General features: G+C 41.5%; 15 protein-coding genes and 2 pseudogenes. 12 read left to right on the top strand and 5 right to left on the bottom strand.

Annotation, left to right across the window (positions count from 1 at the left end; genetic code table 11):
- The first annotated feature begins 40 nt into the window (after positions 1–40).
- The 5 genes from HWQ58_RS22860 to HWQ58_RS22840 all read left to right on the top strand — a co-directional run bounded on the left by HWQ58_RS22860 (position 41) and on the right by HWQ58_RS22840 (position 4,043).
- The gene (locus HWQ58_RS22860; RefSeq protein ID WP_292867505.1) at positions 41–586 is read left to right on the top strand and encodes a thermonuclease family protein; all 546 of its coding nucleotides are present in this window, start codon (positions 41–43) and stop codon (positions 584–586) included.
- Between the two features lie 166 nt (positions 587–752).
- Positions 753–1,565: an inositol monophosphatase family protein gene (locus HWQ58_RS22855; RefSeq protein WP_292867502.1), complete on the top strand. Its 813-nt coding sequence runs from the start codon at positions 753–755 to the stop codon at positions 1,563–1,565.
- Positions 1,566–1,639: 74 nt separating this feature from the next.
- Entirely contained in the window at positions 1,640–2,596 is a 957-nt protein-coding gene (locus tag HWQ58_RS22850) for a J domain-containing protein (RefSeq protein WP_292867499.1), read from the top strand.
- The gene (locus HWQ58_RS22845; RefSeq protein WP_292867497.1) at positions 2,596–3,810 is read left to right on the top strand and encodes an ATP phosphoribosyltransferase regulatory subunit; all 1,215 of its coding nucleotides are present in this window, start codon (positions 2,596–2,598) and stop codon (positions 3,808–3,810) included. Before HWQ58_RS22850 ends, HWQ58_RS22845 begins: the two co-directional genes overlap by 1 nt.
- 5 nt (positions 3,811–3,815) lie before the next feature.
- On the top strand, positions 3,816–4,043 hold the full coding sequence (locus HWQ58_RS22840) for a putative toxin-antitoxin system toxin component, PIN family (protein WP_292867494.1): 228 nt from the start codon (positions 3,816–3,818) through the stop codon (positions 4,041–4,043).
- A 17-nt stretch (positions 4,044–4,060) separates the two neighbouring features.
- Here the strand turns inward: HWQ58_RS22840 and HWQ58_RS22835 are convergent, their stop codons facing one another.
- Entirely contained in the window at positions 4,061–4,276 is a 216-nt protein-coding gene (locus HWQ58_RS22835; protein WP_292867491.1) for a hypothetical protein, read from the bottom strand.
- A gap of 56 nt (positions 4,277–4,332) precedes the next feature.
- Complete coding sequence (locus tag HWQ58_RS22830) at positions 4,333–5,334, bottom strand: TIR domain-containing protein (RefSeq protein WP_292867488.1); 1,002 nt, start codon at positions 5,332–5,334, stop codon at positions 4,333–4,335.
- Between the two features lie 288 nt (positions 5,335–5,622).
- On the opposite strand from HWQ58_RS22830, the gene HWQ58_RS22825 reads away from it, so the two are divergent.
- The 3 genes and pseudogenes from HWQ58_RS22825 to HWQ58_RS22815 form a co-directional block, all read left to right on the top strand.
- Entirely contained in the window at positions 5,623–5,847 is a 225-nt protein-coding gene (locus HWQ58_RS22825) for a ferredoxin family protein (RefSeq protein WP_292867485.1), read from the top strand.
- Positions 5,848–5,924: 77 nt separating this feature from the next.
- Positions 5,925–6,653 (top strand): ABC transporter ATP-binding protein, encoded by a 729-nt coding sequence (locus HWQ58_RS22820; protein WP_292867482.1) that lies wholly within the window; start codon positions 5,925–5,927, stop codon positions 6,651–6,653.
- Between the two features lie 342 nt (positions 6,654–6,995).
- Positions 6,996–7,187: pseudogene (locus HWQ58_RS22815) on the top strand (IS4 family transposase); the annotation flags it as partial.
- A 120-nt stretch (positions 7,188–7,307) separates the two neighbouring features.
- Here HWQ58_RS22815 and HWQ58_RS22810 read toward each other — a convergent pair.
- Entirely contained in the window at positions 7,308–8,840 is a 1,533-nt protein-coding gene (locus HWQ58_RS22810) for a SagB/ThcOx family dehydrogenase (protein WP_292867619.1), read from the bottom strand.
- A gap of 323 nt (positions 8,841–9,163) precedes the next feature.
- Between HWQ58_RS22810 and HWQ58_RS22805 the strand changes: the two genes are divergently transcribed.
- The 3 genes from HWQ58_RS22805 to HWQ58_RS22795 all read left to right on the top strand — a co-directional run bounded on the left by HWQ58_RS22805 (position 9,164) and on the right by HWQ58_RS22795 (position 12,616).
- Positions 9,164–10,012 carry an alpha/beta hydrolase gene (locus HWQ58_RS22805; protein ID WP_292867616.1) on the top strand — a complete coding sequence of 283 codons (849 nt, stop codon included), beginning with the start codon at positions 9,164–9,166 and terminating at the stop codon, positions 10,010–10,012.
- 236 nt (positions 10,013–10,248) lie between these two features.
- On the top strand, positions 10,249–11,970 hold the full coding sequence (locus tag HWQ58_RS22800) for a serine/threonine-protein kinase (protein WP_292867479.1): 1,722 nt from the start codon (positions 10,249–10,251) through the stop codon (positions 11,968–11,970).
- A 331-nt stretch (positions 11,971–12,301) separates the two neighbouring features.
- Positions 12,302–12,616: a YkvA family protein gene (locus tag HWQ58_RS22795; RefSeq protein WP_292867476.1), complete on the top strand. Its 315-nt coding sequence runs from the start codon at positions 12,302–12,304 to the stop codon at positions 12,614–12,616.
- A 117-nt stretch (positions 12,617–12,733) separates the two neighbouring features.
- On the opposite strand, the pseudogene HWQ58_RS22790 reads toward HWQ58_RS22795, so the two are convergent.
- A pseudogene (locus HWQ58_RS22790) lies at positions 12,734–13,096 on the bottom strand (GxxExxY protein).
- Positions 13,097–13,142: 46 nt separating this feature from the next.
- The gene (locus tag HWQ58_RS22785; RefSeq protein ID WP_292867473.1) at positions 13,143–16,349 is read right to left on the bottom strand and encodes a glycoside hydrolase family 15 protein; all 3,207 of its coding nucleotides are present in this window, start codon (positions 16,347–16,349) and stop codon (positions 13,143–13,145) included.
- Positions 16,350–16,868: 519 nt separating this feature from the next.
- Between HWQ58_RS22785 and HWQ58_RS22780 the strand changes: the two genes are divergently transcribed.
- Positions 16,869–18,557 carry a hypothetical protein gene (locus HWQ58_RS22780; protein ID WP_292867470.1) on the top strand — a complete coding sequence of 563 codons (1,689 nt, stop codon included), beginning with the start codon at positions 16,869–16,871 and terminating at the stop codon, positions 18,555–18,557.
- Positions 18,558–18,575: the final 18 nt, after the last annotated feature.

Raw genomic sequence — 18,575 nt, 5'->3', positions numbered from 1 at the left:
ATTCTGTTTCGATAAACAATTCAAAATCACCGAATTTGTAATGGTTGTAAGTCTTGATGACTGGGTGCGAAAAATAGCGATTTTGGCTTGCTTATTGCTCTTGGTGAGTTGCCAAGGTAAAAACCAGCTGCCAAACAATGAAGCCCAGGTGAAAGTAGCGCGGGTAGTTAGTGGGCAAAGTTTGGAAGTGTTGGGCATGGCTGAACAACCAAATTTGATTTCCCAAGTGCGGTTAGTGGGTGTTGATGCACCAGATTTGCGACAGCGCCCTTGGGGGGAAGCAGCAAAAGAACAGTTAGAGAATCTAATTGGTGGTGTAGAACAATCGGTAACGCTAGAGTTTGATTTAGAAGCAAAAGACAAAATCGGGCGAACTCTAGCTTATGTGTGGAAAAATAAGGTGTTATTGAATGAAGAATTAGTCAAACAAGGGAATGCAATGTTTGTGGGGCGATCGCCTAACCATAAGTATGACCTGCGTTTAGAACGTGCCCAACAATGGGCTAGACTCATGGGGCAAGGAATTTGGAGCTCAGAAAATCCCATGCGCCTTACTCCTGCTGAGTTTCGCCGCCAAAATCTTTAATTAGTGCTGAGTGCTGAGTGCTGAGTGCTGAGTGCTGAGGGGGAGATGAGGAAGCAATCAATTCAAAATTCAAAATTCAAAATTCAAAATTCAAAATTAAAGAACTCCTGCCTCCTGCCTTCTCTTTCCCAATGACAAATGACAAATCACAAATGACTAATGACTAATGACTAATGTACAAATTTTTCTCGATATTGCCACAGAAGCGGCCTTGGCTGCTGGTGCTATTTTGCAAGGTTACTTGGGTAAGTTAGAAGACGCAATTATTGAAAAAGGACGCCCTGGTGATTTAGTCACTGCTGCTGATAAAGCCTCAGAGGAGTTGATTTTAGAAATTTTGCGCCGCCACTTTCCCCAGCACTCGATCCTCGCTGAAGAATCAGGGAAATTAGGTAATCAAGAAAATGAATATCTCTGGGCAATAGATCCTCTCGATGGCACAACCAACTACGCTCATCAATACCCATTTTTTGCCGTTTCCATCGGGCTGTTAATTAATGGCGTTCCCCAGGTTGGTGTAATTTATGACCCATTTCACAATGAGCTATTCCGTGCTGCTGCTGGCTTAGGAGCAACGCGTAACCGTCAACCCATCAAGGTTTCGGCAACATCTGAACTGAGTAAAAGCCTACTAGTGACAGGATTTGCCTACGATCGCCGTGAAACCTCTGATAACAACTACGCAGAATTTACTCACCTCACCCATCTTACCCAAGGAGTCAGACGTAGCGGTTCGGCATCGCTAGATTTGGCTTATGTTGCCTGTGGACGTGTTGATGGTTACTGGGAACGGGGACTTTCTCCTTGGGATATTGCCGCTGGGATAATTTTGGTACAAGAAGCCGGGGGCAAAATCACCGCCTACAATGGCACTGCTGTCAAAATTGAGTCAGGTAGAATTCTTGCCACAAATAGTTATATTCACGACTCCCTCAGTAACGAACTTTTACAGGTTCCACCACTGTCAGCCTGGGTATAGCAGATGGGGGCTTTCTGCCTGACTTTGGGTAAACTAAAAGCAATCTAACTGCTCCCTTGGTGTAAAAACTCTATATGTCTTTCAAAATAGATCGTGGACTATTTAAATATGATTTCATAGATCATCACGCAGTGTTGTGCGTTCCAGTTGATGCTGATGTCAAAGAGATTCGCAAACGCTATCTCCAAGTCGCCCGTCGTTTGCACCCAGACAGTAATCTTACTGAAACTGCTGCTCAAAAACATCTCGGTAATGAATTGTTATCAAAGCTGGTTAACCCAGCTTACGAAAAACTTGCTGGCGATCGCACTCGCACTGAATATATTCTAATTTTGTCGCAAATTGGCAAGCGTCTGGTACAAGAGTCTACTTCGGTAACTCTAAACACCGACTTGGCTAAACAGTTAGTCGAGGCAGTTAATATCGATCATTTCTATAAAACTGCGATCGCGAAACTAGCCAAAACCCAATATGATTCTTTAGAACAAGCGCTGCAAGTCATTGCCCAAGCTAGTGAGTTGAATTTAGTGTATTTAATGCGGAGTGCGGGTAAAGCATCCGTAGCGCCACCACCTGCTCAACCCAAAGTCCAATCAGGTACACCTCAGCCAAATACACCAAAAAATACAGCACCAGCACCAGCACCAGCGCCACCAAAAGAAGACTTGATTGTAGAACAGTATATTCGTCGCGCTCAATCTTTAATTGACAAAAATCAATTTGCCCAAGCCAAAGTAGAGTTGCAAGATGCCCTGAAGCTAGAACCGAAAAATAGTCGCTGTCATAGCTTAATTGCAATGGTGTATTTGAAGCAAAATCAGTTAAAAATGGCCAAAATCCACTTTGACAACGCTCTAAAATTAGACCCCAGTGACGAAACGGCTCTGCAATGGAAACCTAAAATAGATAAGGCTTTAGGACAACAACCTAGCGATCAGAAGGTGACTTCATCCCCCAATAATGGAGATAAGCAACCAGATAAATCTGGTAGTGGTTTGTTCAGTGGTTTGTTTGGTGGGAAGAAAAAATAATGGTGTATCAACCAGCAGCGGGAGCCAGGGATTTACTACCCTTGGATGTGGAGAAAAAACGCTGGATTGAAGATCGGTTACAGCAGGTGTTTGATCGTTGGGGATATCACAGGATAATCACCTCGACTTTAGAGCGCATGGATACCCTAATGGCGGGGGAAGCAATCCAGCGTCAGATGGTGATTCAACTACAACAAAATGGCGAAGATGATGAATTAGGGCTACGTCCAGAATTAACAGCATCTATTGCTCGTACTGTTGTCACTCGGATGGCTGGTGTCACTTATCCACAACGGTTGTATTACAACGCCAATGTGTTTCGCCGCACTTGGGAAAGTAGACACAATCGCCAGCAAGAGTTTTATCAAGCTGGGGTGGAATTGTTAGGTGCTGGTGGATTGCTGGCAAATGCGGAAGTACTGCTGTTAGTAGCAGATTGTTTGGCAGCATTGGGTTTGCAGGGATGGCATTTAATTTTAGGTGAGGCGGGAATTACCCGATCGCTCCTGAGTGCCTTTCCTGATAATTTACAAGATCAAGTTCGCAGTGCGATCGCTCATCTTGACCGCATCACCATAGATAATTTACCCCTAAGTGACAAACTGCGCGATCGCGCCCAAATCATCCTGGATTTGCGCGGGCCAAGTGCAGACGTGTTACAAAAAGTCAGTAGTTTGGATTTAGATGAAGAACAGCGAGAGGCAGTGAATAACCTCAAATCCCTAGTAGAATTACTAGAATCAGAGAAAAAATTTCCGTTAATCCTCGATCTGAGCCTGATCCAAACCATAGATTACTACACTGGTATCGTCTTTGAGGTTGTCAATGATACCGAATCCCAAGCCAGAGTTTTAGGGCGCGGTGGTCGCTATGACCAGCTTTTGGGACTATATCATCCTCAAGGTGAAAACATTCCCGGAATTGGTTTTGGACTAAGTATCGAAGATTTATACCAAGTTCTGCTATTTACTCAGCAATTACCACAGGAAACTCCAGCGAGTGACTGGTTGGTAGCACCAGAAACGCCTAGTGCTAACGCCGCCGCCTTTGTCTACGCGCAAAAACTCAGAGATTCTACTGATTTGGTGCGAGTAGAAATTGACTTGGGGGGAAGAAATGCAGAGGCGATTCGCCAATATGCAGGCGATCGCAGCATAGCCCAAATTGCTTGGATCAAAGCTGATGGCTCACCAACCATTGAATCATTGCGTTAAGTGAGTTGGGGATTGGACATGGGGTATGGGGCATTGCTTTATCTCCCCTAATCTCCCCCACTCCCCAGCTACATGACCTAGATGATAATGTAATTTTAAAAACTGTTGTAGCAGCTAATGCTGAAGTTATTATAACTGGCGATTTAGATTTATTGGTGCTGACAGCATTTAACGCAATTCCCATTTTGACACCGCAGGAATTTCTCAATTGGTATTTTCCTGAGATATTCTAAAGTCCTGGTGAAGAATCTCATACATCTGCAAAAACTTCTGGTTCAATACCTGCGGATTCTAATTCTTGTTTTTGGCGAAATTTTTCTAGGGATTTCCAGAATTGCGATTCAGCACTGACACTAGTTGTAGAGTCTTCGTATAAAATCTCAATGACTATTTCTTGCCCATCAGGAACGTTTAGTTCTTCAAATATTTCTATAGTGTTTTTGCGCTTGATGCCTTTAATTTTCATAATTTTTATTCTAGTTCGTAACTGCTCGGAAAACAAATTATTAGTATGGTTGAAGGCTAAAACAAAGCCGAAGAAATCCTCTCTAGGACAAATGAAACTACCTTGGGATGAACAGCTTTGAGTAAATCGCGCAACCACGTGTAGTCTACATCCTTCTCAGAGGACAGGTCATTGGGAGGAGATTGCTGTTGTTGCAGTCTATTTGCTTCCTGTTGTTGCTGGAGTATTTCTGCTTCTTGCTTTTGTACTTCAGCTTCATTATCTATTAAGGCTACATCCTCATCTTTAAGCTTCAGATATTGCTGCAATTTCTTCAAATCAGCTTTATCTTTTTCCTTTAACGGATACTCTTGTTCATTTACTAACTTCGTAAAAATTTGCTTATATCTGTCCAGATTTTCTTTGTATTTCCCATAAGGTTCTAATGCTTTGTCTCGCACTGTACGAGCTTCTTCATCAGTTAATCCTAGTCTTTCCTGTAAATCCTTCAATATTTCGGATTCCACAAAAGAAATCTCGCCATCAGCCGCAAATTCCTCGACCAACTGGCGATATTCAGCTATAGCAGTTTCCTTTCGTGCCAGTATCAGTTTTTGTTGACGTTCTGCCTTGAGTTGTTGAGCAGCAGCCCTAATTCCCTGAGCTACATTTGTAAATGCCTCGTCTCGATTAGTCCAAGAGGTAACAGGTTCGGCATTTTTGGGCAAAAATTGCAGTTTAGCAAACGGTGTATCACTCCAATCAACTCTTCGCAGAATAACTGGGATGACACGAGCTTTTCCTGTATTGTGACGTTCTATTGCTGTGGTGACTTCAACATCCCAGCAATAACTGGAACCGATAAAGTCTGAACTGACGAGTAACAGAATAATATCGGCTGTGTTTAAATTGTCATTAATTTGGTGATCCCACTCGTCTCCTGGTAGTATCTTGCGATCGTGCCAGCTTGATATCACACCTTGCCGTGTCAAAGTCCTCAGGTGATTAGCTAGTTCATCCCGTAAAGCTTCGTCTTTGTGAGAGTAGGAGAAGAAAAGCTGTAGCGATACCTCTGGCATTTTGCGTTTCAGGAGTAGGATAAATTACACTTGTAACAAATTAATTATAGTATTTTTGCCTGAATTTCCCTAGAACCTAACGGCAATAGCCAAGAAGGCTTACTTACGCCAAAAACCTTGATTTTGTTACTACTAAGGGTAAATTTGAAAATTCCAAGTTCTGAGCTAGTAATGAATAAAAATTGCAGTCTTATGCAGACTCACCTTGACACCAGTATCTCCAATCTCCAGTCCCCACTCCCCTGCTAGGCTAGAAACAGCCGATACACAACAAAGGGAATCGAGAACATGCCACATACAATTGTTACAGAAGTCTGTGAAGGCGTCGCAGACTGCGTAGATGCCTGTCCAGTAGCTTGTATTCATGGTGGCCCAGGCAAAAATGCCAAGGGAACTGATTGGTACTGGATTGATTTTGCCACTTGCATCGACTGTGGCATCTGTCTCCAAGTTTGCCCTGTAGAAGGAGCGATTCTTCCAGAAGAACGGCCAGAGTTGCAAAAAACTCCGTAATAGTTCATAGTCAACAGTCAATAGTGATGTTTGACTTGACTGTTGACAAATGACCAATGACCAATGACAAATGACCAATGACAAATGACTATTTATTAGAAGTTCAAAATGTCTACGCTGGATATATCAAAGATGTAGATATCCTGCAAGGTGTAAATTTTCGGGTTGCACCGGGGGAATTGGTGACAGTGATTGGCCCCAATGGTGCGGGTAAATCTACTTTGGCAAAAGCAATTTTTGGGCTTTTGCTCCCCCACACAGGCACAATTACCTTCAAAGGTGAAAATATCGTCGGGCTAAAGTCCAATGAAATAGTTCAGCGAGGAATGTGCTACGTACCGCAAATCGCCAATGTTTTCCCTTCTTTGAGTGTTGAAGAGAATTTGGAGATGGGTGCTTTTGTGCTTAACGTTCCTCTGAAACCAATTAAAGATAAAATATTTACTATGTTTCCCAGACTAAGCGATCGCCGTCGTCAACGCGCTGGTACTCTCTCTGGAGGAGAACGCCAGATGCTAGCCATGGGCAAAGCTTTGATGTTGGAACCTGGTTTGCTGATTTTAGATGAGCCATCTGCTGCTTTGTCGCCGATTTTGGTGACACAAGTGTTCGAGCAGATTAAACAAATTAATCAGGCAGGTACTGCGATCGTATTAGTAGAACAAAATGCTCGTAAAGCTTTAGAGATGGCTAATCGTGGATATGTATTAGAATCGGGACGTGATGCGATCTCCGGCCCTGGTGAAGAATTGTTGAATGACCCGAAAGTGGGTGAGCTATATCTGGGAGCAGGTAAGAGACATTAACCCTTTTTAATCACTCTTGCCCCATTCAACATAACACCAGCTTAATATCGGAGCTTCACCAGTCTATAGCGATGACTAGGTTGGGCTGCGCCGACGCTATCTATAACTAATACAAAAGCCATAACACTACCTGCCACTGCCGCGACCGTCGTTTTCGATGCTCAAAGAATTCTCCCTAATAATCCGTTTCTAATCACATCTACAGCTAGTCGAGATGCAAAACAGGACATTCATTCAGGAAAAACTGACAAAAACGTAAATTACCCGGATTTACCAAAATCCCCATTCGCAATTCGCAATTCTCAATTAGGTCATGGATGGGTATTTAGACCCCAACCATAAATTAAATGTATGGGTATCCAAAAATATGTCGGTCGAATTAAAGAATCTGGACGGACTATTCGCCGTCATAGCAGTTTTTATATTGGATTATATGGATCTAATTGGGTAAATTTTATGGAAGATGACTACGAGTTAGTTGCCGAATTATTGACACTAAGTCCTAACAAGCGCAAGTACTATCAACAAGGATAAAGGGCGATGAGGCTTATTTGATCTCCATTCTAGCCCAAGTTGTAGCCCCGTAAGCTTGTACAGAGACGTAAAGTACATAGAAAGGAACTCTCTGGATTCTTAGCGCCTCTGGGATTATTTTTATCTTGGGCGTCCCAATGTAGTGATATATAAAACAGCTTCATCAGCAGGAATACCCAAAACTTCATTTACTTGATCGTCAAAGAATCCACCGATACCACTGACGCCTACATTCAGGTGCATTGCAGCCAAATTCAGGCGTTGTCCCAAATGACCGGCATCCATGTGCAAGTAACGGTAAACGCGATCGCCATATTGTGCGATCGCAGCTTTCAAGTCTGCTGTATGAAATAACACCGCTGATGCATCCCGTCCTAATTCTTGTCCTAAACAGAGAAAATGTAACTCTCGCCGAAAGTTTTTAAACCGAATTTGGCGTAATTCTTGGGCTTTGGGTGCGTAATAGTAACAACCCGCCTCTAGTCCTTTGACTCCGCAAACAGCAATGAATGTTTCGATTAAATTTAGATCGAAGTAGTCTGGAGAAATATCTAAGCTTTGGTCAATGTAATTTTGCGGTTGGTAAGTGAAATCGAGTAAACTTTTCAATTCATCGAAGCTTAAATCATCACCATTGTAAGCGCGGGTAGAGCGTCGCTTATACATAGTGCTTTCCAGTTCTGATAGTTTTTGTCCCCAGTTTATAGGTGCGATGGTGGTGGGAATTTTTAAACAGAAAGGAAAATTGTATTTATCCTCCAAAGATTTTTCTTGTTTAATAGTTGGTAGATTAAGATTACCAGTTACACCTGATTGGATCTGGGTGTGTCGATGGAAATATGTTAGTAGTTCGCCATCGGGGATTTGAGGATAACTGGTTTCAGTAGCGGAAGGTAAAGCAGTACATCCTAATGGTAAATTTTGATTCACCTCTAACAAGTCTGCCAGAGGTAAGACAGCGATCGTACCTTCTTGTTGCGGATCGATATAAAGCAGATCATTGACCGATTCATCTACAAAGCCGCCGATTAAATGGGGGCGATAATCAGTAACAGCACCAGCTAACTCGATATTACCCAACAGATGTCCCGTATCCAGAAAAATCCGACGGTAAGCCCGATCTTCATAGCGCCACGCAGAACGGTAAAAAACCGCAGTCACAATAATTGCTAATTGGGTATTTTCTAAAGAAGGATGCCAGAAACAAGCTGCTTGGAGAGTTTGCCAAACATCACTTTCCCAATAATGCATGAGAGAATGAGTTCGACACTGGTAATTATATAGACCAGGCGGCAATAACGACGTACCACGGGAAACCACATACACCTCGGCAGGGTATAGTCCGCCTGCACTGGGAGCAGCGCGTAAATACACTGCACTACCCATAGAAGGCATTTTCGCCGTCAATCCATAACTGCGAAACAATAGCCGTGAAAGTCTTTGCCACCATTGAGCATCTAGGTTATTAGCATAAGCCTCTGCTTTTTCTTGGATATAGGGTTTGAGATCAAAAGTAGAGCCAATTTTGTACTCTTTGAAGGGGACTGGCTGTTTAGTCCAGTCTAACCGCGGACTTTTGGAAGCGAGAGTCTCAGGGTTGTATTTAGTCCGTTCGTGATAATGCTGGGCAATCGATTGGTGTAATTCTGGCATACTACTTTTAATATCCTTGGGGCATCCTTTTCTTGATCTTGGCATTCATTAGCCTCATTATTTCGTGTCAATTGGTACAATCCTCAGAGTCATAAAGTGGTAAATGGTAACAATTGAATTGAGGATTGGGCATTGGGCATTGGTCATTTGTCATTTGTCATTGGTCATTGGTCATTGGGAAAGAGGAGGCAGAAAGCAGAAGGCAGAAGTTCTTTAATGCGTGAATTTTGAATTTTGAATTTTGAATTGATTTCTCCCCTGCTCCCCATCTTCTTTCGCATTACCATATAAACGCAAAACTATCTAAGCCTGGATATGCAATGATGCCTGTACGTCAAACTTTATCAAAGCCTGATATCCAACTTTCTTATTTAGAATGGAATCAAGGTCAAGAACCTTTACTGCTGTTACATGGCTTAGGCGATCATGCTCTGGTGTGGTCTAGTTTAGGAGATTACTTAGCGGCGGATTACAACATAGTTGCGCCAGATATGCGCGGACATGGCCAAAGTAGTAAACCAGAGATAGATTATAGCTTTGAGAGTGCGATCGCAGACCTTGAAGCACTCATGGATAGTCTTGGATGGACTTTTGCCCATATTGTAAGTCACTCGTGGACAGGAAAATTAGCCGCCATCTGGGCAAGACAAAACCCAAAGCGTTTACGGAGTATAATTCTCGTCGATCCGATTTTTATCTGGAAAATGCCCAGTCTTCTCAGGGTAACTTTCCCAATGTTATATCGCTTCTTGCCTTTTCTTAAAAGCATGGGCCCCTTTGCTAGTCACGAAGAAGCCGAACAACAAGCACGGCAATTAAAGCAATATCAAGGATGGACTTCCTTACAAGAGCAAGTTTTCCAAGCAGGAATAGAACAAAAACCCGATGGGAGTTGGGGCAGCAAATTTACTATAGCCGCCCGCGACGGAATTTTTGAGGCAGTAATGCAAGTGCCTGGTTTTACAATTCCCCTTAACACTCCTGCCTTATTCGTCCAACCACAACAAGGACTGAACCGCCAAAATTGGCAAATTCAACCTTACAAAACCTATCTTCAAAACTTACGTATCTGCCAAGTGCCCGGTAATCATTGGCCGTTTTTGACACAACCAGAGGCATTTAACCAAACTGTGGCAGCTTTCTTGGCAGAACACAGATCAAAAATCTCATGATTATTGGACGGGATTAGTCATACAGCATCAGAAGAATTAATAGGAGCGATGTTTAAGGGGATTGGGCATGGGGCATTGGGGCATTGGGCACAAGAGGCAGAGGTGCAAAGGGGCAGAGGGGAAAAACTTACTGCAACTTCTCCCCTGCTCCCCTGGTTACTGAGCGCAGTCGAAGTATGCTCCCCTGCTTTTCCACTCCCTCATCTCCCCCACTCCCTACTCCCTACTCTCCTGTCATGAGCCTTTGTATCAACCCTGTTTGCCCTAAACCAAATCACCCGAATAATCAGCAAAACCGCTTTTGTCAAAGTTGTGGTTCCCATCTAGAATTGCTAGGGCGTTATCGGGTGACGCGCCTGTTAAGTGACAAAACAGGTTTTAGTAAAGTTTATGAGGCATACGAGCAAGATACCTCCAAAATTCTCAAGATACTTAAAGAGGATTTATCAGGCGACGCCAAAGCAGTAGAACTATTTCAGCAAGAAGTAACGGTGTTGGGACAATTCAAGCATCCTGGAATTCCCAAAGAAGATAGTTACTTCCAGTATCAAACCCGAAATGGTTTAGTGCTACATTGCATTGCAATGGAAAAAATTGATGGCTACAACTTAGAACAGTGGCTACAGCAGCAAAATAGCTCCATATCCCAAGAACAAGCCATAGACTGGTTAAGACAGTTGATAGAAATTTTAGATGTAGTACATAGCAAACAGTACCTACATCGAGATATTAAGCCATCTAATATCATGGTTAGACCCCCTCTTGAGAAGGATTGGGGGAATCTAGTACTGATTGATTTTGGCACCGCCAGTGAAATTAATAAAACCTACCAAGACCAACTAAGCAATGGCGACAAGATGACAGCACTTATGTCATCTGGCTACAGCGCCCCAGAACAAATGAATGGTCAAGCAGTACCGCAGTCAGATTTCTTTGCTTTGGGACGCACTTTTGTATTTTTGCTGACAGGATATCATCCTTTGGAGATGTATGATGTCCAGCAAAATTTGTTGCACTGGCAAAATCATGCTACCCATATTTCACCCTTACTATTGAATTTAATTGATTGGCTAACAGCATTGAATATAGAAAAACGTCCTGCCAGTACTCAAGAAATTTTGCATTCCCTAGAAGAAATCGAAACTCAATTAACAGACACTACTCCGACAAATAGTAATATACTAGAATCTTCTAACCTTGAACATTTCCCTGTAGATATTAATCACAACTCATTACCTCCAAATAAGCAGCCGGAAAAAGTGCCGTTATTGGTATTTTTTGCAGTTCTATTTGTGGTATTAGGATTACTTAGTATAGTGGCTTTAGCAACGCGGAAATCAGATTTTTCTGAAACATCTTATTACAGACAATATCCAGAAAAAAAAGGTAATATCGATTACTTTTCTTATCAAGAAGGTAGGGATAGTCAGGGAAGGATAGCTGAGTTTAATATAGTGGTTTTATCACTAAAATATAAATGGCTTTTAGGTAGTAACTTTCAAATTAAATACAATGATGAAATTATTAGTGTTGACCTTTTAAAGTTGAACTTAGAACAAGAAGGTATAGAGAAGATAATGGAAGCTCCCAATGAGATTATCTCTGTCGGCACAGCTTCTTGTAAAGGTGATAGATTAGTTCAAGAACGTGTGGCTTTAGAACGTTCTAAACAAGTACAACTTTTGGTTAAAAATTTATTTATTAATACACCAAATGTCAAAAGTTATCGCTTATTGAATTTGGGTCAATTTCAACGGAGTGATTGTCAGGCAAATCAGGATTTAACTACATATCAGACAAGTGTAATACTTATTGGTGTTAAAAGAGAATCATCAAGTGTCATTATTGACGAGGCGCTACGGAATAGGTTAGAAAAGAAGCCTTTTGCTGATTTTAAATTAGAAGATTATTCTTTGGGGTCTGCACAGAAGTTCAAGACTATACCGAGCAATTTATAAAATCTCTAGCAAAGTAAAATCAGTACATAGGCATATCTCTTATGGCTAGAGCAGCAAATATCAGCACCAAGCGATTAATCAGCCTTGCACCCGAAAATTGGGTAAAAAAGGAGAAAGGCTTTGAATCTTACTCGCCAACGCTAGTAGGAAAGGGGTTGTTCTTGTTCGGTCTATATTGGACTCATGTCTGTTTAGGATGAACCCGCTACCTACTTATTTATCTTTGTTGACAAATTACTAGTAGCGTCTTCCTAACTAACTAGGACGGTTATTCGCACCGTGAGTTTTTAGCATAATTTGTCAAAATAAAAGATAACTGGAGGTTCAAAATATGAAATTTTCAATCCAATCACTTTACACCTGGTATCGCAGTGTACTTCGTAACCCTAAATACCGTTGGTGGGTAATTTTAGGAACGTTGGTCTATTTAGTTAGCCCATTTGATGTTCTCCCAGATTTTATACCCGTTGTGGGGCAAATTGATGATGTTTTCCTTTTGACTCTGCTAGTTAGTGAGGTATCTGGGCTAGTAATTGAGGGCTGGAAAGCTCGTAAGGGTGAGGTGGGTACTGAAGTACCTAATACTACTGAGGGCTCTACCTCTAGTGGAAGCACTGTTGATGTTGATGCTGTTTCTGTTAAGTAGTTTTAATAAAACCCCTGCTTTTGGAATCTGAGGTGGGGGATATTTTTTTTTCAACGCAAAGGGGCGCAAAGGGAAGCGCAGAGGTTCGCAGAGGATGAGAGAGAGTGAGAGGAGGAGTTAGAGGTTGTTGGCTACGCGTTTAATGCCTTCTTTGAGGTGGAGGACGTTAAAGTTGAGGAGAAGACCTAGTTTGTAGTTTGCAAGTTTGAGATAGGTTAGGAGTTAAACGGAATGAATTGGATGGAAGGATTCTACAGATTTAATCTCTACAATTACTTGGTTTTCGACTATCAAATCTAATTTATAAACGCATTCCAATTGCACATCTTGGTAAACCAAAGGCAATGGAATTTGCTTACCAACATTCAACCCGGCTTTCTTCAACTCATAATCCAAGCACTCCTCATAAGCCGATTCCAACAAACCAGGTCCCAAAGCAGTATGCACCCTCATCGCACAACCAATAATCACCCCACTCAACTCATTCTCTGCGCTCCTCTGCGTTTCCCTCTGCGCCCCTTTGCGTTTAAAAATCTTTCACAAACTCTGTTAAGAAACGGAAAGCCTTCAAAATATAACTAGCACAATCTCTAGGAGAAGTATTGTAAAACGATCGCCACGCACTCGCCTTATCCTCATCATACCGATCGCTACGATGAGTATGGTTTTCCAGCCACGCTAATCGCACTGCATGGCCAATTAACACATCCAACACGATATATTCTTCAATTTGCAACTTTGGATTATTGGCAGCGATCGCAGCTAATTCGATTAATGCTTCAATATTAACTTGGCGGTATTCTGGAGCTTCTATTTTATTCAGCAAATGCTCAACTAACAGGGCAAAATTTCTTTCCCCGGCTGTCATTTCCGATAGCATTATCTCACTATCTAAACGATTGCGGCGCTCTAATTTATCGCCAATCACTAAACCCTTGCAATGTTGCATTAATAGCCAAACTTGCTTAAAAAATTCTTTTGGTACGCGCCCCGTCGCACCCTCGGCTTGGCGAAACCACCGCCAACCACCCGGCGGAACTTCTATTCCTTCGGCGATTCCTGGTAACACCACCCAAGCAATATCACTTTCTTTTTGTTTGACATGCAGTGATTCTTGCTGGCGCAACAGGTTACTCATGCCAGTATATCCAGTTAATACCTGACGCAAGCGCATTTTCACTTCAAAGGGTGAAAGTTGCATTAAGTAATCGTAAGCTTCATCTTGAGTGACATGCAATTCCCGCGCTAGTTCGCTGGTTATCAACAGGATGAGATAGCCGACTCTCAGCGTTAGTAGTCCCTGAAATAGTTTGGGTTCTGAGCGAATTAAAATGCCAAGATAGATTAAAATCTCTTGAGTGAGGACGCGATCGCGTATATCTTCACGACAAAAATGATTAATTTTATCGGCAATTTCATCGTGGGACATGGGTACGGTAATTAAGGACGCTTCACTGTAAGCTTTACCCACAGCAATTTGCTTACCCCTTACCAAAATACTCGTCACTGCATCTGATAGGCTGATATCAACCATTTGGCGTAACCCCGCAGCCCGACGCACTACTGCCCAAATGCCTAAATCTCCAGCTTTGGTATAAACTTCATCGAGCAAATCGCCTACTGTGACAGGATATCCTGGCCCGCCATATCCTGTATCAAATTTCATTCCCTGTAAGCGAGTTAAAGTTTGCAGTAACTCAATTTGTTCGTAGATATTCTCTGATGAGCGCAAATGAGAAAGTAATAACCCAAAGTTGGTTTCACACTCCATTTGAAATTCTTGGGTATGCCCTAAGCGCCAGTTTTTCTCAGGATGATAAGCTAAATAATAGCAACGTGGGCTAGCATTTTTTACTGGCGATCGCGAGAATTCTGCGTTGGGGAGAAAATCAATTCTTTGGATTCTGGCTGTTAGCATTAGCTGATTTAGCCGCCCTAATTTAACCCGTACACCGTTACAAATACCATCTTTCAGTTCTTGCATCAGTTCCAGTAATGCTTCCGAACCGGCTTCTAACATGGTGTGCGTCAACATTAAAGTTAAGGTAGGACGACCTAAATCGCTCCAATATTTTTGAATGTAAGCTAGTTCGCTCCTAATTTGATCCAGCAGAAAATGGTAATCAAGGGTTAAGTAAAACTGTTGAGAGTCTGAAAATGAAGGCAAAAATACAATTGTTTCACCGCTAATCCGAAAGATTCTAGATGTTGTCAAACTCCGCAACCGCCGCACTGGCCGCCCAGTTAAACCAAGTTTATTGTTACGTCCAATTTGAGTATAAATAGCTGAGAATTCTCCAGCTTTTCTCACTTGAATCGGTTCTACTTGGGCGGGTGTTTGTGCTTCAATTCCGTGAACTTCTAGTTTCGTTTGTAAATCTTCATCTTCTGCTAATAAAGCAATTTGTACCAATGCTTCGCGCTGTTTACCCACACACAAATGTCTTCCCAATGGGTCGATATCACCAACCGCTAGTAAACCTTCACTCAACATTTGACTGAGAAAATATAAACTTTGCGCCCACACCAAAGGAATATTTTCATTGGGCAAACGTGGTTGCGTTTGAGGTGCTAACTTTTCTGCCTCTATATTTTCTGCGGGAACATAATAAAGTTCTGGTAATAAACGCAAACTATCTTGTTCTATGAGTAATGATTCTAAAAGCTCTTGGTATTTTTTAACTTGTTCTTGTTCGCCACGAAATAATCCATCTAGAACTAAATAAGTGAAAAATAACGGCCATTCGCATTCAATATGCTCAAATTGCTTGAGTTCCCACGGTTCGTAGTGTAAGCGATGATGATCTTCTAAAACGGTTTGGTGTCCATCGCGCAGAAAACGTTTGCAGCCGTATTTACCAGCGAGTTTATTGATAATATCGTTTAAAGTGCGATCGCGTAACTCCAAATCTTCTACCGCAAAGGCAGGATAACTAATAATACTTAACAGCGCCGCATCAATTTCTTTGGAACCAGATTCTCTCGGTAATAAGGATTCTAAGGTAATCCGGGCGCGGGCGATTTCATCTGGTAGCACATGAATCACCGATGCTTGACTACCACGCACACCAAACAAATCCAGTCCATTGATAGCTTCTAAAGCAGCTTTTGCCATGCCTACAGAACTGGCATTTAACTCCGCACTACCACGATTAATTTTATTCCCACGTTCCCAAATGCCGTAATCTGGTGTGCGGTAAGCTCGTCCAATATAGTAAACTAAATTTTGGACGAAATTCACTTCATCAATCGTATAAATTATTTGCAATCCGGCTGCCGTCATTTGCGCCAATATCAGCAAAAATATAGATGTGGCATCAAGTTGCAAATGTCCCCATTCATTATCACCAACAACAATGTCACCAGTCGCGGTATTATATTTGGCGTGCAGTCCATCTAGTAGCGACTGAGTATGTTTAAATGTCTCTACTTTATAAGCCTGTCGCATCATCGCAAAGAGCAACCCGCGCATCAGTTTAATCACACTGTGTTCTAGTTCATAAGTGCGTCCTTCATCGTCGTCAATCTTGCGGTATGCAAGTCCTAAACCCCAAACTGCCAAAATGCTGTAAACGTTGTCTCGCACCCAGGCATCTGTATAATCGCCGTGGGCTGTAATCGCTGTACTCGCAGGTAGTAAACCAGTAATCGGATTCTGGCGAGTCAGTACGATCGTTTTGATTTGCTGGTAGTAATAGTCTAGGCGAGATAGCAATTTAGTAGATGTTTTCATGGCTTGGTTCAGAACAACTTGCAAAATTTCACCCTGTGACTGTCAAGTGAATTACCTAAACCAAGCCAGAATAAGTTCTGTAATGGTTGATGGGACAACAGCTAAGGGTAGTGTGAGTTTATTATTATCTCTTGTTAATACGCCTCTGGGTATTGAATTTTAGCGATCGCAAACGAAAATATGATATTTGTTCAAATCTTCATTAAATTATGTAATATTTTATACTTTTATTTTCAACTTTTTAAGGCATAACGAATTCTTTTTGTTGATAATTTAACTTAGATAAACGAGTAGCAGTTTCAGTTAAATTACGTATGCATTGGTAACTATTATAGCTTTATAATAATTTTTAAGTTGGAAATAAAATATTTGATTGAGTGGCGAACCAAAAAGCAAGCCCTCATCAATGATTGCCTATGTTATGAAACATCATTTCCAATTAAATTTTTAAGTGCCTACTTACACTATAAAAATTATCACCATGATTGGTGATTTAACGAGCGCTTGCACTAAACCCGAATGGCGAATTATACAGATTGGAATCAGGCTTTAATTGATTATTTTATCAAAGGTACACCACACGGTACAAAAATTTATTTAAGCGTTGATGAAGATGTAATAGAACGTATTGGTTATCATTTTGGGCATTTACCTACAAGTGGTACTTGGGTTGATGACTTCTGCACAGCAGTGAGAAGAAAAGTCATTTTTGAAGGACAGGTTAATTTGCAGCATTTAAAAGGGCGTGATTCCCAAGGATTACCCAAAGGAGTTGCTTTTTTATGTGCCACAATTTTAGCCGCTTCCCAAATGGCTCAAGAAGAAAAAATATCAGAAACTAATTATTTCAAACGCTTACAAGAGATTTTAGCCTTGCCTGGTTTTGCTCGTCCATTGGGGATGAAATTTGGTAATGAAGCTGAAGAACCCCTTTGGCGAGAGTGGAATCGTTGGCTAATGGAACGTAGATTTTTACCTTCAGCACAACGGGGGCGTGGTGGTTCAACTACCTATATTAATTATCCGATTTCTCAATCCTTACTGCGTCGCACTGATAAAGATAAATTGCGAAAACTATTCCAAGAGAAGCAATGGCAAGCAGAATGGGATGCCCAAACTTTGTTTGCTCATGTTCGACGAGAAGCAGGGGGATTTGGCATCCATTTAAAAGATTTATTGACGGAAAATAAGCAACGCCATGAGGCAATTGTCGAAGCTTTGCATCAAGTTTATGAACAGTGGAAAGCTCAAGGATGTCCTACGGCAGACAAGAATAATTATTACTCTTGGAGTCGTCATCTTTTCTGTGGTTTATATCGCGCTGAAGATCCATTTTTAGGACAGGTGGATTATTATCTTTACCCCAAGCAGCAGCGGGGACGCAGCCTAGAATCAGTAGAAGTTAAACAGAGAGATAATACTCAGTCATTAAGAGAAGAACGCCCTGGATGGTATTTTCCTTTAGAGTATTCAGTTAATGCAAATGAATTAGAAAATGGTGCTAAATACCAGATTATTTTTCCAGATGATCTAAATTACCTAATTTTACCTGCTCGTGACTTTTGGATACTAATTCCCGATCCGGAAAATCCTGATTCTGGAGCTTATGCATCTTGGGAAGCCCCATCATTAGGTACTCAGTTTATTCTCCTGTGCAAACAAGAATTACTCAGTGATATTCAACGTTTGCAAGATGAGCATTTATTAAAGTCGAGTTGTACACCTCAGCCGATATTTAATAATTCTGGATGGGTAGAACTTCAGCAGTGCATGGTTGTTTCTCAAGCTTGGGATGGAGTCTTCATCAAAAATCAAACTCTTAAGTATGCTTTGCAACCAAGTGTAAAATTATCAATCAGTTTGTCTGGAGGCTTGCGCGTACCCAAAATTGGCGCTTGGCTTCTGAATCATAGCCCACAAATTACTATTTTTGGCTTCTATTCAACCGCAGAATTAAAAGTAACTCGATTATCAGATAATCAGACACTTCTGGAGAGTTCACAAACTACAAATACTTCTATAACGCTTGATTTTGCTCATCCTGGTGATTACTTAATTGAGGCGATTTTTGCAGGTGAGTCGAGTCAACGTTTAGTCAAGATTGTAGATTGGAATTATCTAGAGATAGAAAAATATGTGCATCGAGAAGTAATGCCAATTAATTCTGTATATCATATTTTTGGCAGTGTAATTGAGCAAAGTTGTTAAATTATTTAGAGTCATCAG

Source organism: Nostoc sp. LPT, assembly GCF_017115165.1.
Classification (GTDB): domain Bacteria; phylum Cyanobacteriota; class Cyanobacteriia; order Cyanobacteriales; family Nostocaceae; genus Nostoc.
The sequence above is the reverse complement of the archived record's forward strand: the minus strand, read 5'-3'. Positions and strand labels throughout refer to the sequence as shown.

Excerpts from the sequence above, each read along its gene's own strand:
- HWQ58_RS22855 (WP_292867502.1), top strand. The coding sequence starts at position 753 with ATGACTAATGTACAAATTTTTCTCGATATTGCCACAGAAGCGGCCTTG.
- HWQ58_RS22820 (WP_292867482.1), top strand. The coding sequence starts at position 5,925 with ATGACAAATGACTATTTATTAGAAGTTCAAAATGTCTACGCTGGATAT.
- HWQ58_RS22860 (WP_292867505.1), top strand. The coding sequence starts at position 41 with ATGGTTGTAAGTCTTGATGACTGGGTGCGAAAAATAGCGATTTTGGCT.
- HWQ58_RS22785 (WP_292867473.1), bottom strand. The coding sequence starts at position 16,349 with ATGAAAACATCTACTAAATTGCTATCTCGCCTAGACTATTACTACCAG.
- HWQ58_RS22830 (WP_292867488.1), bottom strand. The coding sequence starts at position 5,334 with ATGCCAGAGGTATCGCTACAGCTTTTCTTCTCCTACTCTCACAAAGAC.
- HWQ58_RS22835 (WP_292867491.1), bottom strand. The coding sequence starts at position 4,276 with ATGAAAATTAAAGGCATCAAGCGCAAAAACACTATAGAAATATTTGAA.
- HWQ58_RS22810 (WP_292867619.1), bottom strand. The coding sequence starts at position 8,840 with ATGCCAGAATTACACCAATCGATTGCCCAGCATTATCACGAACGGACT.
- HWQ58_RS22780 (WP_292867470.1), top strand. The coding sequence starts at position 16,869 with ATGGCGAATTATACAGATTGGAATCAGGCTTTAATTGATTATTTTATC.
- HWQ58_RS22800 (WP_292867479.1), top strand. The coding sequence starts at position 10,249 with ATGAGCCTTTGTATCAACCCTGTTTGCCCTAAACCAAATCACCCGAAT.
- HWQ58_RS22850 (WP_292867499.1), top strand. The coding sequence starts at position 1,640 with ATGTCTTTCAAAATAGATCGTGGACTATTTAAATATGATTTCATAGAT.
- HWQ58_RS22795 (WP_292867476.1), top strand. The coding sequence starts at position 12,302 with ATGAAATTTTCAATCCAATCACTTTACACCTGGTATCGCAGTGTACTT.
- HWQ58_RS22825 (WP_292867485.1), top strand. The coding sequence starts at position 5,623 with ATGCCACATACAATTGTTACAGAAGTCTGTGAAGGCGTCGCAGACTGC.
- HWQ58_RS22845 (WP_292867497.1), top strand. The coding sequence starts at position 2,596 with ATGGTGTATCAACCAGCAGCGGGAGCCAGGGATTTACTACCCTTGGAT.
- HWQ58_RS22805 (WP_292867616.1), top strand. The coding sequence starts at position 9,164 with ATGCCTGTACGTCAAACTTTATCAAAGCCTGATATCCAACTTTCTTAT.